Origin of the sequence: Pseudoalteromonas luteoviolacea H33-S, assembly GCF_001625695.1 — a bacterium.
GTDB lineage: Bacteria > Pseudomonadota > Gammaproteobacteria > Enterobacterales > Alteromonadaceae > Pseudoalteromonas > Pseudoalteromonas luteoviolacea_B.
Map to the genome: position 1 here is coordinate 1 of NZ_AUXY01000077.1, position 13,925 is coordinate 13,925.

At 38.4% G+C, this 13,925-nt stretch carries 20 protein-coding genes; 10 read left to right on the forward strand and 10 right to left on the reverse strand.

Annotation, left to right across the window (positions count from 1 at the left end; genetic code table 11):
• The first annotated feature begins 267 nt into the window (after window positions 1-267).
• The 7 genes from N477_RS26070 to N477_RS14025 all read left to right on the forward strand — a co-directional run bounded on the left by N477_RS26070 (window position 268) and on the right by N477_RS14025 (window position 4,471).
• Entirely contained in the window at window positions 268-438 is a 171-nt protein-coding gene (locus N477_RS26070; RefSeq protein ID WP_155731899.1) for a hypothetical protein, read from the forward strand.
• A 42-nt stretch (window positions 439-480) separates the two neighbouring features.
• On the forward strand, window positions 481-648 hold the full coding sequence (locus tag N477_RS26075; protein WP_155731900.1) for a hypothetical protein: 168 nt from the start codon (window positions 481-483) through the stop codon (window positions 646-648).
• Window positions 649-1,278: 630 nt separating this feature from the next.
• On the forward strand, window positions 1,279-2,277 hold the full coding sequence (locus N477_RS14005; protein ID WP_063362746.1) for a sphingomyelin phosphodiesterase: 999 nt from the start codon (window positions 1,279-1,281) through the stop codon (window positions 2,275-2,277).
• 412 nt (window positions 2,278-2,689) lie between these two features.
• Window positions 2,690-2,890: a hypothetical protein gene (locus tag N477_RS14010; protein ID WP_063362747.1), complete on the forward strand. Its 201-nt coding sequence runs from the start codon at window positions 2,690-2,692 to the stop codon at window positions 2,888-2,890.
• A 167-nt stretch (window positions 2,891-3,057) separates the two neighbouring features.
• Window positions 3,058-3,423 carry a DUF2306 domain-containing protein gene (locus N477_RS14015; RefSeq protein ID WP_063362748.1) on the forward strand — a complete coding sequence of 122 codons (366 nt, stop codon included), beginning with the start codon at window positions 3,058-3,060 and terminating at the stop codon, window positions 3,421-3,423.
• A 57-nt stretch (window positions 3,424-3,480) separates the two neighbouring features.
• Complete coding sequence (locus tag N477_RS14020) at window positions 3,481-3,858, forward strand: MerR family transcriptional regulator (RefSeq protein ID WP_063362749.1); 378 nt, start codon at window positions 3,481-3,483, stop codon at window positions 3,856-3,858.
• Between the two features lie 37 nt (window positions 3,859-3,895).
• Window positions 3,896-4,471 (forward strand): NAD(P)H-dependent oxidoreductase, encoded by a 576-nt coding sequence (locus N477_RS14025; protein ID WP_063362750.1) that lies wholly within the window; start codon window positions 3,896-3,898, stop codon window positions 4,469-4,471.
• A 45-nt stretch (window positions 4,472-4,516) separates the two neighbouring features.
• Here N477_RS14025 and N477_RS14030 read toward each other — a convergent pair whose 3' ends face one another.
• Together N477_RS14030 and N477_RS14035 are read right to left on the reverse strand one after the other, a co-directional pair.
• Window positions 4,517-5,296: a hypothetical protein gene (locus N477_RS14030; protein WP_063362751.1), complete on the reverse strand. Its 780-nt coding sequence runs from the start codon at window positions 5,294-5,296 to the stop codon at window positions 4,517-4,519.
• Window positions 5,297-5,440: 144 nt separating this feature from the next.
• Window positions 5,441-5,887, reverse strand: coding sequence for an SRPBCC family protein (locus N477_RS14035; protein WP_063362752.1), 447 nt, complete (start codon window positions 5,885-5,887; stop codon window positions 5,441-5,443).
• A 120-nt stretch (window positions 5,888-6,007) separates the two neighbouring features.
• Here N477_RS14035 and N477_RS14040 point away from each other — a divergent pair, with 120 nt between their 5' ends.
• Window positions 6,008-6,922, forward strand: coding sequence for a LysR family transcriptional regulator (locus N477_RS14040; protein ID WP_063362753.1), 915 nt, complete (start codon window positions 6,008-6,010; stop codon window positions 6,920-6,922).
• A 20-nt stretch (window positions 6,923-6,942) separates the two neighbouring features.
• On the opposite strand, the gene N477_RS26595 is transcribed toward N477_RS14040, so the two are convergent.
• Genes N477_RS26595 through N477_RS14070 form a run of 6 tightly spaced genes read right to left on the reverse strand, consistent with a single transcriptional unit; the run spans window position 6,943 to window position 11,596 of the window.
• Complete coding sequence (locus N477_RS26595) at window positions 6,943-7,176, reverse strand: cytochrome P450 (protein WP_081216518.1); 234 nt, start codon at window positions 7,174-7,176, stop codon at window positions 6,943-6,945.
• Window positions 7,143-8,312 carry a cytochrome P450 gene (locus N477_RS14050; RefSeq protein WP_081216519.1) on the reverse strand — a complete coding sequence of 390 codons (1,170 nt, stop codon included), beginning with the start codon at window positions 8,310-8,312 and terminating at the stop codon, window positions 7,143-7,145. The genes N477_RS26595 and N477_RS14050 overlap by 34 nt, the downstream gene beginning before the upstream one ends.
• A gap of 6 nt (window positions 8,313-8,318) precedes the next feature.
• Entirely contained in the window at window positions 8,319-9,569 is a 1,251-nt protein-coding gene (locus tag N477_RS14055) for a condensation domain-containing protein (protein ID WP_063362756.1), read from the reverse strand.
• Between the two features lie 11 nt (window positions 9,570-9,580).
• Window positions 9,581-10,303, reverse strand: a complete 723-nt coding sequence (locus N477_RS14060; RefSeq protein WP_063362757.1) for an SDR family NAD(P)-dependent oxidoreductase — start codon at window positions 10,301-10,303, stop codon at window positions 9,581-9,583.
• Window positions 10,300-10,956, reverse strand: coding sequence for a cupin domain-containing protein (locus N477_RS14065; protein ID WP_063362758.1), 657 nt, complete (start codon window positions 10,954-10,956; stop codon window positions 10,300-10,302). The genes N477_RS14060 and N477_RS14065 overlap by 4 nt, the downstream gene beginning before the upstream one ends.
• Window positions 10,943-11,596, reverse strand: a complete 654-nt coding sequence (locus N477_RS14070; protein WP_063362759.1) for a non-canonical purine NTP pyrophosphatase — start codon at window positions 11,594-11,596, stop codon at window positions 10,943-10,945. Before N477_RS14070 ends, N477_RS14065 begins: the two co-directional genes overlap by 14 nt.
• Window positions 11,597-11,874: 278 nt before the next feature.
• On the opposite strand from N477_RS14070, the gene N477_RS14075 reads away from it, so the two are divergent.
• Together N477_RS14075 and N477_RS14080 are read left to right on the forward strand one after the other, a co-directional pair.
• Entirely contained in the window at window positions 11,875-12,099 is a 225-nt protein-coding gene (locus N477_RS14075; RefSeq protein WP_063362760.1) for a hypothetical protein, read from the forward strand.
• A 254-nt stretch (window positions 12,100-12,353) separates the two neighbouring features.
• Entirely contained in the window at window positions 12,354-12,575 is a 222-nt protein-coding gene (locus tag N477_RS14080) for a hypothetical protein (RefSeq protein WP_039608023.1), read from the forward strand.
• Window positions 12,576-12,665: 90 nt separating this feature from the next.
• Here N477_RS14080 and N477_RS14085 read toward each other — a convergent pair whose 3' ends face one another.
• Both N477_RS14085 and N477_RS14090 read right to left on the reverse strand, forming a co-directional pair.
• On the reverse strand, window positions 12,666-13,139 hold the full coding sequence (locus N477_RS14085) for a GNAT family N-acetyltransferase (protein WP_063362761.1): 474 nt from the start codon (window positions 13,137-13,139) through the stop codon (window positions 12,666-12,668).
• A 79-nt stretch (window positions 13,140-13,218) separates the two neighbouring features.
• The gene (locus N477_RS14090; protein WP_063362762.1) at window positions 13,219-13,881 is read right to left on the reverse strand and encodes a DNA alkylation repair protein; all 663 of its coding nucleotides are present in this window, start codon (window positions 13,879-13,881) and stop codon (window positions 13,219-13,221) included.
• Window positions 13,882-13,925: the final 44 nt, after the last annotated feature.

The window sequence follows — 13,925 nt, forward strand, 5'->3', positions numbered from 1 at the left end:
TATTTAGGAAACAAGGCCGTTGAAATGCGTTGATTTTATAAAAGTTACATTTATTTAAGTTGGAAATTATTATTAGTTTAAGTTTTTGTTTTTGATTGTTGCGATTTATTTTTGTGGTTTTTATTAAATTAATCTTGAAAGCCCCTTTCTTTGTAAATGTTGTAATATTAATGTTTTAATTAAATGTGTTCTTTGTGGTTTTTATTGTTTTTTAGGTTTTTTTTTGTGCTAATTTAAGTTTGGAAATTAACCAATAAGGATAGAAGTATGAAATTGAAAATAAAAAAGAACAACCTAAAAGCACTTTCTAAAAATCAACAGTCACTTAATGCAAAGCAGACTAAAGAGATTAATGGTGGTGTGTTTGGTGTTGAAACTTGGAAATATGCGACACATGTGGATGTTTGTAAAACGAATTGGGCACGTTGTGAGCCATAAATGTTAATTTTGGATAATAATTAAATAATTAAGGAAAGAACAATGAAATTGAAAATAAAAAAGAACAACTTAAAAGCACTTTCTAAATCTCAAAAGTCACTTAATGCAAAACAGACCAAAGAGATTAATGGTGGTTTCGTCGTAGAAACATGGAAGATTATGACGCACCCTGAAGTTTGTAAAACTGCTTGGCAATTCTGCGAGCCATAAATACAGGCTTATAGATTAAAGGGGGCGCGCCCCCTTTAATAAGTGTTGGGTGTTATTTTAGAGCTTTTTGTTTTTTAAGAGTGGCTTTAATCGTTGTGCTTGGCTTTCAAAGTTTTATAGTTAATTTTATAATAATATTTTAAATTTATTGTTTAATATTTTTGTGTTTTTATAATGATTAATAAGGGGGTTGAAATTAAAATAATAAATGAAAAAGCTGTGTAATAACAATATGAAGCTTAATGGAAAGGCTACAAAAGATGTGAATGGCGGATGGGGAGGAAGCTCATGGAGTTGTCTAGTCATATCTCGGTGAATTCTGTCTTACAAACTCAGCTCAGTGTGCGCCATAAATATTAATATATAGAAAAGGGGCTGCCCGATCCTAATTTTCAGCTATTTAATACGCTATAGAGCTATATATTTCCTATGTAATAAATCCTCCTTAAAATCGTCATACATAAAAATAAAAACCTTCATTTAATCAACAATTTTTTGAAATCAGATAGACATTTTCAAAGCTTAACCTCTTTGTACCGAAATTTATTACGACGCATTGCGTCTTGTAAGTGCGCTAATACGCGAGTTTCTCAGAGAAACACGCAAAAATAATGAAGTACTGGAGAAAAAATGAAGGTTAAACTAACCCTATTTTGCGTTTTGATATTGTTGAGCACACAGAGTATGGCTCAATCGCTTAAAGTGATGGCATACAATATTATGCAGTTAAACGTTCAAGATTGGGACCAAAGTAACAGAGCTGAGCGACTGCCGGCGGTGATTAAATCACTGAGTGACAGTCCAGATGTTATTCTTGTCAATGAGGTATTTAATGGTGACGCAGAGCAAGCATTATCTGCCTTGTCAGATATTTATCCTTATCAAACGCCTAATGTGGGACAAGATTGCAGCGGTAGCGGATGGGATAGCTTAACAGGGAACTGTTCAAATAGCCCATTTGTTATTCGTGGTGGTGTTGTGATTATTTCTAAGTACCCAATCGTTTCACAAAAAGCACATGTTTTTAAAAATAGCTTAAGCGGAAGCTGGGATTATTTAGCGAACAAAGGTTTCGCTTACGTTGAAATCGAAAAAAATGGTCAACGCTACCATTTAGTTGGCACGCATTTGCAAGCAACACATGATGGTAATACAGAGCAAGAGCATCGCGTTCGAATGGGGCAGTTAGGCGAAATTCAAACATTTATCAAAGCCGAAAAAATTCCTGCCAGTGAGCCTGTGATTATCGGTGGTGATATGAATGTTGAGTGGAGTAAGCAACATGAAATTGCAGATATGCTGACGACTTCTCGTAGTAAGTTAAACTTTGAAACACCTGAAGTAGGCTCTTTTTCAGCAAAACATAATTGGTTTACCAAAGCCAATGCATACTATTTTGATTACAGCCTAGAGTACAACGATACTTTAGATTATGTATTTTGGCATAAAGATTATAAACAACCTAAAAACAATCCGAGCATGTCAGTTCGTTACCCTAAAGCAGAGCGTAACTTTTATTGGAGCTATTTAAAGGGCAATTGGAACCTAAGTTCAGGGCGCTATTATCATAATGGATATTATAATGAACTATCTGATCATTACCCTGTGCAAGTAAACTTTGAATTCTGATATTTGAAAAAAAGGTGTGCGCCATGGAATTAAACCCCTGGCCACTACTTGAATTACCTCTAATTTTCCTATCGGTAAAAATGCCTACAACATATACACCTCACAACTTTGATAAGTCACTTAACTATTGCTTTTTATGAAATTAAAGCATCCAATAAAACACTCCATAAAACATGCCTGATATATATTTTTAATATTTATTTACATCAAAGGTATGATATGCAATATTTATTTGTGCAAATATTAACCGGTTTTTTGACCTGTATTAAGCATAGATGTTTAGCAGATGTTACGAGCATACTAATTCATATGATCTTGTCAGGTATGACTGAATTGTAATGTCGATAGTAAAAAGTGGTTTTTGTATCTAAGGTGAGTATCGAATTTAGTTTTAACAAATAAGGAAAATATAATGTTAAATAAACTCCTAATCGCTACTGTTATAGTGGTTGCTTCATCAACTCCCATCTCTGTAAATGCTTATGGCGGATTTATGGTATCTTGTTACAAAGAAGGGACTCTTGAATGGGTTGAGACCGTTGAGTCGCATTATGAAGCAAGGTTTTTGGAAAGGATATGTAGAAGAAACGGCGGCACACCATTTGTTGATTAATGTTATGTAACTGCTAGTTTTACCGAGTGAAATGGGGGGATTTACTTTCCTTTTCACTTAGTGAAAATTTAAATTTGAGCTTGTTAATTTAAATTTCAGTCTTAAAGAATAATTATTTTAGATAAATATTTTCACAGTTTCCGTTGATAAAAATTAAAAAGGTATTTATGGGTATTTCATTGCCTATTTTAATACATTTGTTTGCTGTAATTCCTGCTATTGGATTGGGGTTTCTTAATCTAGCGATGAAAAAAGGCACTTCACTACATAAGCTTTTTGGTCGAGTATGGGTAGCATTGATGATTATAGCGTCTTTAATTTCTTTTCTAATTCAGCCCACAGGTAGTCTAACTTGGCTACATCTTTTCGCAATTTTAGTGATAGTGTCGGTGAGCATTGGAACTTATGCTATTTATAAACAAAACCAAAAGCTTCATCTGCACTGTATGAGTGGAGCATATATTGGTACAGTCATCTCAGCCATTGTGGCAGCAAGTGTACCAGGGCGACTATTGCATCAACTGTTATTCTAATAGAGACTTGAGGCTGGAAATTAATCCAGCGAAGCTGTCAAAGAGCAGAGAAGTATTATGTACATAGGTGAAGTAGCGAAAAAAACAGGACTTTCTATAAAAGCGATACGCTTATACGAAGAGCGAGGGTTAATTACTTTACCACCTCGAAAGGGACGGTATCGATATTATAATGCTTCACACGTCGAAATTTTGAATCTGATAAAAGAGGCAAAATCTTTGGGCTCAACGCTATCTCAATTAGAGGCGGTGATAGTGTATGACAATGGAGAAGTCGATTGGCCAAAAATTGAGAGTTTTTTGATAAAACTGAAGTGTCAATTAACCCAGCAAACAGAGATATTGAAAGAGCGAATAGGAAAAGTGGATGCCTGTCTATCGGCAATAAACTCTTGCCCAACAATGCTTGACTCTGCCCCTAAGGGGAGAGAGTAGAATCGTTATCGACCTCTTAAAATTGGAAATGAGTAAGATGACGAAGAAAATACTAATTCTTAATGGAAACCCAAAATCCACGAGTTTTTGCCAACAATTAGCCAATATATACACTGTTGAGGCCAGAGAGTACTATGAAGTAAAGCACTTCAATTTATCTGAAATGGCTTTTAACCCGATCTTAGACTCGGGTTACGATGCAGATCAAGATTTGGAGCCAGATTTACAAGACTTTCAAAAGTGGATCTTACGGGCTGAGCATATTGTGATCTTCTCACCAATTTGGTGGGGCGGGTTACCGGCAAAGTTAAAAGGGCTTTTTGATAGGTCTTTTTTACCTCATTTCGCTTTTAAGTATGAGCAGGATAATCCACAACCAACACCACTATTAATTGGTAAAACAGCCCGCATTGTACTCACGATGGATATGCCCGAGCCTTTTCTTGAAGAGCAGGCTAGGCCTGTTTTGGAGCAGTTAGACAAGTATACCTTGCAGTTTAGTGGGATTGAAAAAGCGGCAACGAATTTATTTGGATCTATGGTATCTGCAACGCAAGAAGAAAAGCAGAATTGGGAAAAGCTGGTTAAGTCCCTTGGTAGCCAAGGGATCTAATTTAATTGCGCTTTTAGCAGTAAATTACTTGATAAGATACGCCGTTTACTGCTTTAAGAATATATCTGAGTCTGTGTAAAACTGCCCATTAAATGTATCAATTGCGGTATAAACAACAGAATATTGGCCTTGAGGGAACCAAGGTTTAACTTCAACGCCAAAGCCTTGGCTTATTTTTTGTTGCTGAGGTTGAATTTTATAAAGTTGCGGTGTGTCTAAGGTACGTATTTGACCATTTGGGAATACTAAATGTACAAACATTTCATAGGTTGCCGCTGTCCCCCCCAGGTTTTGTAGTGACTTATCGAAGTTTACCAAGCCTCCTTCTGAAGGAATCGCAATATCTGGTGTAAGGTTGTCTATATTAATTAAGGCATTACGTGCAGGAGAGGCTACCTCAAATGATACGATGATCTTGTCTCCGGCAGAAAAGCCCCCTGAGATGTCTATATATATATTATCTTGGTCAAACGTCACATGTGTAGTCTGGATATCACTTCTAATCAGGTTTGCCTGAGTAACTGGAAAGCTAAACCCTCTAAAAATATAGCCGTCAAATGTACGTCCATCTGCTCCGCCAAACCCGCTTGAATTTTTGTAATCGATCGTAATGGTACCACTATTAATGTTGATTAAAGCATGAGATTGAACCATTACAGCATCAGACGAGTCATCTGTAACAACAGTGGAGACTGGAGATACAAAATTCGTGTAAATATCTGGGTATGCCCTGTGTATGGTCGCAGTGTCGCCAATAACAGAAGCCAGAGAGTTGAATGTCATTAAAGACATCGTTAATAGGAATAAACTAACTATTTTTTTCATTACCAATCCTTTTTAGAAAAATAAAAGCATACACACTGTATGCTTGGTGACCAGGAAATATCAAATCACAGTGGGCTTTTAAAAATCAATCAAACATGATTTTTTGCTCGTTTTTTATAAGTTTCATTGACCTAAAACATGCGTTTACGGGTTTTCTAACAAGTGTTTAAGTTGAGTAAGCCCTACCTCTGCTCTAGGCGCAAGGTTTTCGCGCAATCTCGTGATAATTGGCGATTGCTCGTTAAGCGCAGGCTCTCTACTGTGATAGCTTAATTCAAGCTGGCAGCCAAGTTCATTTTCCCAGAAGCAGACAGTCATTTGCGGTAAAATGCCAACTAAATCCCCTTGGGTGACAAAAGTGGTATTTTTTACACATTCTACAACCTTTATGGTGAGCGTCTGATCGCAGCCTGCAATAGCTAAGGTTTCAATATAGGTTTTTCCAACGCTTGCATGTGGTCGAGTGTCATTGGCTTGTATTGCAATGACATCGGGAAACCAAAACTTGTAGTTTTCCATGTTGATAACATGCTCAAATACGCGCTCTATTGGGGCTAATATCGTTATTGTTTTTTTAGTCAGTTCAATCATATAAATCCCTTAAATTTTATTCAGTCCAATGACTATAAGAGAAAATAGACTTGACTTAAATTGAAGATAAATAGAGCCTAGATTAACTAAATGGAAACCATGTTTTTCAAGGAACAGCGAATGTCAAAGTTAAGTCAGTATCAAGCCTTTGTGACTGTGGTGGAACAAGGCAGTATTACGCAAGCATCTGCGAGTTTGAACTTATCCGTGCCTGCCGTCAGTAAGCAGCTGTCCATGCTAGAAAGTCGCTTAGAGGCGCAGTTGTTTTTTCGCACTCATAAAAAATTAGAGGTGACTGAGGCTGGCCTGAGATTTTATGCTAGATGCAAAGACATATTGCGTTCGATAGAGCAAGCTGAAGAAGTACTGAAATCCGAGCAAGGTGCGCTTGCAGGTAAGCTAACAGTTTCAATGTCGAAATCCTTGTGTCGCTCAGTTGTGATGGAGGCATTGAGTGAATTTGCTAAAGCACACCCAAAGATACGCCTAGATATTCAATTGAGTGATGTCGTTGTAGACCTTTATACAGAGGATATTGATTTTGCGTTTCGCTTAGGTAATGTAAGCGACAGTCCACAGATGATAACCTCCTCATTGCTCAACACGCAGTTAATTGCATGTGCAGCGCCTGAATATGCCAAAAGATTACAAGCAATAAAAAGCCTTACCGACTTGAAAGAATACAAGTTTATCCTGCCTTCCAGCCTTAACCCTCATGGCATGCTAAAGGCGTTTTTGAGTGAACATAGCTTCGACTTCAATAACGGCGTTGCACATACCACCAATGATATAGAAGCCGTATATCAATTAACCAGAGCGGGGCTGGGAATTGGTTTAATGCTTGATGTGTCAATTCGTGATGAACTTAAAAAAGGCATATTAGTGCCCGTTATCGCTGAGCTCAAGTGGCCAACAAAGCCTTTGTATTTGCTCTCAAAAAAGAAAGAGTGGGAGACTAAAAAGCATCAGGCTTTTCGATTTTTTATAGAGGCTTACTGCAATAACAGCCAGTTTAAAATAGAGTACTCAAATTAAACTGGCCGTGACAATCAAACTTAAAAAGCTTTAAGTTTTTCTTTAATACTTGTTGCTTGAAACTGTTTGTTTATGCGCATTGGCATGCCATTGTGGTTAGAGAGTGTGGATCTGGCATTGATGTTTTGTGGGTCTATTTGCTCATCTAAAAACTCTATTCTTGTCTGCTTTAAATACGTGACTAGAACACTCAGCATTTCCTGCATCGCAAAATGTTGTCCTATACAGTTTCTGTGGCCCGCACCGAAGGGGATATAACTGCCTTTTTTATGTCGGGTTCATTTTCCCAGCGGCTAGGGTTAAAGTGTTCGGCTTTATTAAAATTACTTTTTAATCTGTGTACAACAAATGGAGAGATAAATACTTTATCTCCTTTATTTATTTTAAATCCATCGATGTCCGTATTCTCGGTTGCGCGTCTCGCGCCAATTAACCAGACCGGTGGGAATAGTCTTAAAACCTCTTTTATAAATGCCAGAGTTGCTGGAAATTTATCAAAGGATAACGGCTCCCCATTTTTATGATGGATAACTTCTTTATATACTTTATTGGCCTCAGCATCATATTTTGCCAAACAATACCAGCACCACATTAAGCTATTCGAGGTTGTCTCATGGCCGACGATAAAGTAAGACACCAAATGGTCCTTTATATTTTTATTGGTGAGTGAATTGCCTGTTTCATCCGTGGCTTCAAGTAAGGATGACAATAAGTCACCATGGTCTTGAAACGGCTCGTTCCTTCTTTTGAGAAGAATTTCATCAATAATTTGATCTATAATTTTACGTGCTCTTTTTACTCTGACATTAAGCAGCGAGGTGAACCAAGCAGGAAAGTTGACTACAGCTTCAAAGTTTTTACTGAGCAAATGATGTAATTCATTCATCGCTTCTGATACTGCACTGGCTTTTTTCAATTCGGATTTACACAAACCAAACAGCGTTTTGCACGTAATTTGTAGCGATAATCTTTCCATCTCTACCGCCATATCGACAGTGTTGCCATGGTTTAGATCAGAAACTGATTCTAAAGCATATTGCTCAAATACACCTTGGTAGCTTTGCAGGCGACGATGCATGAAGGCGGGCTGGGCGATTTTACGCAGTGGTTTATGTGTTTGCTGATCTGCGGTGACAATACCTTGGCCGATGGCTTTGCTGAGAATGTTCGTATCTCGGGTCGATTTAGGAAATTGCTTCACTTTCCCAATCAGCACTTCTTGGATCATGCTGGGGTTAGAGATCAAAGTGACTTTAAATGGTCCAAGTTTAAATTGCAGTACATCTCCAAATTTATCTGCAAGTGTCATCAGAAATCCAGCAGGGTCATCCATAAATTTGATGCCCAATGCGCTGATCTCCTTGTTAGTTACTTTTGGTATTTGCTTCATTTTTTGTCAGTTACTAGCGATGTTTTTAATGGCGTCAAAGAGAGACCGGATATGTTTAACCACTTGTTCCTCATTTAGGTTATGTGGGTTGTATTCGATTAAAAAGTCTACCTGTTCTACGCCATGGAAGTTAATCACATTCAGCTGTAGCGGTAAGCTGTGATGCTGATGCGACTCATAGCTGAATGATCTCGGCATACCCGGTGTATCGCTGAGCTTTTCCAGTTCCATATAGCCAAACCTGAACTCACTGAGTGGTATATGTGGCGGCAATTTAAGCTCTTCGTACAACAGTTCTGGAGGGAGCTTTTTATGTCTGTAGGTATGTTTTAATTGTGTGGAGACTTGCTGGGCTTGTGCTGCCAAATCGAGTTCATCAGATAATGAAAATTCATGAACCAACATATTCGCCATAAATGCAAATAAATTACTTTCACTTTTTTTACGACCATGGACAGGTAAACCAATACGTAATTTATCCGAGTTAGATAGGGGGAAATCTTGGTTTAATTGACGTATCCAAAGGGTCAGCATCAATGTGGATAAACTCAGTGCATGTTGATTTGCAAACTCAACGATTGGTGTGAGTTGCGACCGAGGTAAAGAAAGGTGTATCGCTTTACTTTTTAATGGGTTTGTTGGTGAGAAGAGCCTAAATTCAATCGGCGCGGCTAAGTGATTTAGCCAAAATGCTTTGTCCTTTTGATACTGATTTGATGTCAGGTACTGTGCTTGTCGGTTGGCAAGCTGTACTGGTTCAAATTGAGTATTTGTCGGGGTATGTCCTTTATCATAATAGTCTACAACTTGCTTTAAGTAAGCAAATGCACTGTATCCATCACAGATTAAATGATTGGCTAAAAAGGCTAGCCAAACTTGATTGTTCGGCAGTATGAAAATTTCATTTCTGTGTAGCGGGTACTCAAATGCAGAAATAGGAGTCGTAAAAAGTGTTTCTATTTTGTCTCGGGCTACTTGCTCTGCATGTTCAAAAGGCAGCGCGGATAAATCGGTAATTGGATAAGAGTGCTCGCAACGTGCATGTTGACGTTGCTCAATGCCATTGGGCGTTTGCTGAAAATAAAAATCAAAACTCGCGTGACAGGCCATCACGGCTTGTTGTGCCTCGACGAGTTTATCGGCATCAACATGGTCAAATTTGATGACGCCCCCAGCATTGGCAATGGGCAAATGAGGGGCAGAGCTGCAAAAGGCCAGCATCATATTTTGTAATAATGTAATTGGGAGTGTATTCATAGTGCTGTTATCTAGTTTAATGAAAGGCCGCCATCAACCTTAATGACACTGCCAGTTGTCCACGGCTGAAATAATAAGGTGGTAATGATTTGCGCTACCTCGTGTGCTTTACCGAGTCCGAGTGGGTGCAGATCAGCAAGTGCTTTTAATCGTGTTTGCTGTTCTAAGTTATCGTCTCTATGTTGGCTTAACATGGGCGTATCGACACAGCCAAGTGCTACAGCATTGACGCTGATCTGCTTGGCTGCCCCAGCGATTGCCGACGCCTTCATTACTTGTTCGAGTCCTGCTTTTGAGGCGCTATACATCGCACTGGTAGCAATGGGCTTTTCAGCCAGTGTTGAGCTCAGCAATATGATGGTGCTTTGTTTTGGCATATGTGCAATGGCTTGCTCACAAAGCAAAAAAGCAGAAATAAGGTTAACGTTAAGCTGTTCAGTGATGGAGTTAATTTTAGTTTGGCCAAACTGCTCGTGGTAACAAACGCCCGCTGCGTATATTAAGGCATCAATTGGGCCGATGTTATCAATCAAAGACTGAAACAAGTCGCCAGCTTGAGTTATATCCGATAAGTCGCATTGCCACGGGATAAATTGCTCAAATTCATTAAGCGGGTGGCTTTTATCTATGGTCCTGCTTAAACCGATCACACGCCCGCCCTTAGTGAGTAGATCTTTACATATTTGGTAGCCTATGCCTGAACTGGCACCTGTGACTAAAACTGTTTTGCTCATGTTACTGAGATACCTTGATAGTAATTGATGTTGGCAGGTGCCACTGATTCTAAAGGGTTAGTATGGTTGACAATAATTTCGTCCTCTGGAATAAACTTAGGACGGTCTATGCACAAGATGGTAGCAGGTAATGCACTTAGGTTGTCATAACCATGTACCATGCCTTTTGGCCAATCGAAGCTACTGCCGGGCTCTATATTTTCTCCGTTAAACATTAAGCCTTCATCTAAAACGAGCTCGTGTTCTTCCATCTGCAGGTGCATGTGTGTGGGGATTGACTCACCAGCTTTGATGTTAAGCAAGTAAATACCAAACTTTTCGTTCTCAAATAAAATATCGACAGTACCAAATGGCTGCGTCTCGTATTCAATAATACTTCTTTGACAGATAATGTTGTGGTTATATTCAAGCAAGAGAGGTTTCACAGTAATATCAATACTATCAAGCCACTTGAAACGGCAAAAAAGTAAATTAGGAATAATTCTTAAAAATTCTGTTGCGCTGATTTCACATATTCTGTCATACAAAAATTGCACTTGTGCTTGTATTTTTTGTAACTGAGTTGAGTTTAATTTATTTGTTAAGCTGAGCTTGAGTTCAATTTGCAGATCTGAGGCTAGATTGATCTCGAGATATTGCTCATACAGTGGCATGGCGTACCTCCTCCCAGTGCGGTTGGTTCAGTGTGATTGCCGGTTTGCAAAACATATGTTCTTTTAGCAGCTTAAATGCACTGGCTCTGGGGTGAAGCGCATTTCGTTTATCAGGGGGGAGTGATGCAAGTGTTGAGTTGTGCCCATCAGGGATAAATATTGGTTCAAAGCCAATACGGTTTCGCCCTGATGCGCGCCAGCTAATCGTACCCTGTAATTCGCCAACAAAAGAGCAAATATCACCATTAGGGTAAGCAAGGCTTAATGCACACACCATTTTGGCTTGTCTTTTTTGTGTTAAGGCCATACGGGTCAACACATGGTCAATAGCACCATCAAATCCGCCCGCCTGTTTGGCCCATCTTGCAGTGTACAGCCCTGGTAAACCATTTAGTGCATCTATGCACAATCCGCTATCGTCAGCAATTGCTACTTGGCCACTTTGCTTGGCAATATTGAGTGCTTTTAATTGCGCATTTTGACAAAAGCTAGTGCCAGTCTCTTCTATTTCATCTAATCCCAATGCGTGAGCGGAACGAATTTTGTGGCAATAGGGTGTTATTAACGCGCTGATCTCACGCGTTTTACCAAGGTTGTGGCTCGCTATGACAATTTCATCAAATGTAGCATGCTCAATCATACAATTCTTCAGGTGGCTTGGATGTATCCCATGCAGCCAGCTTAATTCGCAAATGTGGATGAAATGTGTAATTTTTTTGTTAATTCAGAATAGATATGTCTGACAAGACAATTATTTGTTTCCGTTATTTATAAATTAGCTTCTAAATTATAAATAGCTCTATCAAAGTATCTATTGGTTTTGTTTTAATTTGAAGTAAAGTTTTGTAAATTTATTATTTACACTGGTTTTTTGTTTATATATATTTTCAATTAGAAATTAAACAAGGAGTTTTATAAATGAAAATTAAATCAATGTTGTTTGGCTGTATTACTGCAGGCACTTTAGCTTTAAGTAACCAAGTTTCTGCATCAATAGGCAGTAATACTATGGTTATTACCTGCGTAGATCGTTCTGAATTCATAGAGTTATGGTCTGTTACTGCCTATACCCCTAGAGAGCAAAACTATTTTCTTTCACGTTGCTTTAACGAAGGTGGTTTTCCAGATATAAAGCTTATTTAGTTTAAGTTCTCAAGTACGCCTGCCTAGTAGGCGTACTTTTTGATATTACTGGAATATAGCTTTTTTACTTTCTTATCTCTTTTTTTTGTCATATTAATATCATGTTTATTCTTGATGAGTCATGAATTTTATAAACCTTCAACCGCACTAAGGTAAAGTTTTGTAAAGTTAACTTTCTGTATTTACACCTTTTTAAATTATTTATATATTTTCTCCGATTTTTAAATAGTGATTAAACAAGGGAGTTAATAAAAATGAAATTAAAATCAATGTTATTTGGTGGTGTAGCAGCTGTGGCGATGACACTCGGTGTACAATCAACGGCTCATGCATACATGACTATTTTGGTAACTTGTATAGATAAAAATAACTATAATTATTTATGGTCATCCAAGTCTATCTTCAGGGCTCAGTTTCAAGCTGACTTAGATCGTTGTCGTCGTGATGGCGGTTTAGCAGAGGTGGACTATCTATAGGTCTTGAATGGAATATGCACTTTTTATAAGTGCATATTTTTAACTTAGATAAGGCATTTTTTATATTTTAATCCCGACCAATACGCAGTATTAGTCAATTAATGAACTCTGCAAAATATAGTTTGGCCCAGCTGGACTACCTAAATACTTCTTGCCAGTGTCTGTAAATCCAGCTTTTTTATAACATTCATAAGCTAACGAATTGCGGCAGTTGACAGTTAAGCAAATTTGATTAAATTGTGGGTAAAATGCTTTTACATAAGAGAAGAGTGCGGCAACAGCCTGCTTGCCATAACCTTTTCCTTGTTGGCCTTTATCGATGACAAATGCGCGGATCCCAACGCCATCTTCTGGGCAAAAATCGTACTTTTTCGCATAGGCGAGATCAAGCTTAAAATAACCAATCACCTCTTCTTGATGTTTTATGACATGCAAATGCGTGGTGTCGCATATTTCTTCTAAAAACTCTGACGCAGTGCCTGCAAATTCAATTTGATCCTGCTCGATTTGGACGCGTTTTACCTGCTCAAGGTACCTATCACAGAGCTTTGTTATCGTTATCATAGGATGCTCTTAATTGTTATAAAGTAACAAAATCATAAATGATAACGGCGAAAATTACCATAACGGGAACAGCTTGGTTTTACAGTGACATCAATTCAGCTCTGGCTTGCTTATCTAGTTTCTCAAGTGCGTATCGAAATGCCACACGTGGCATCTCTTTGTGATGTGTTTTGAGATAGTCAATGACTTCATTAGGTGAGGTTTTAGAGAGCACTTTGAGTAACCAGCCATAGCCTTTTTGCACTAAATCATGCTCATCATTGAACAAGAGAGCGGCAGCGTTTAAAGGCGCGCTTTGGAGGTATTTCCCTTTATTTAACGGGTAGATTAAGATCACGGCAACGGCTCTTCTAACAGCAAAGTTGTCATGTCTAGCCCATGCATGGGTTTTATCTATTAACTGTGGGTACTGCACGATTAACTCACCAAAAGCATGCGTGCAAAAATCGTCACAGTCATACCAGTCGGTTACGTATTCGAGTAGCCATCGCTCAAACACCTCAAATGTGTTTGGGGTATATTGTTTTTTAACTCTAAATGCCCAGTCAAAGGCGATTAAACTGAGCATCCACTCTCTTGACTCAAGTAGCTGTTCACAGAGTTCAAATACTGAATCGATATGATGATCAGGCAATGCGCGATACAAGGTTGCTGATATTTGTCGAGCTTGTGCCGTTTTGATTTTTTGTTCAGGGTAGCCAAGCTCTGCAAGCGCTTGGTGTGCGGCGTCTTTGATATGCATAGCGTATTTCAGTAAGTAGTTTTAAAACACGGTAGCTGAATTAT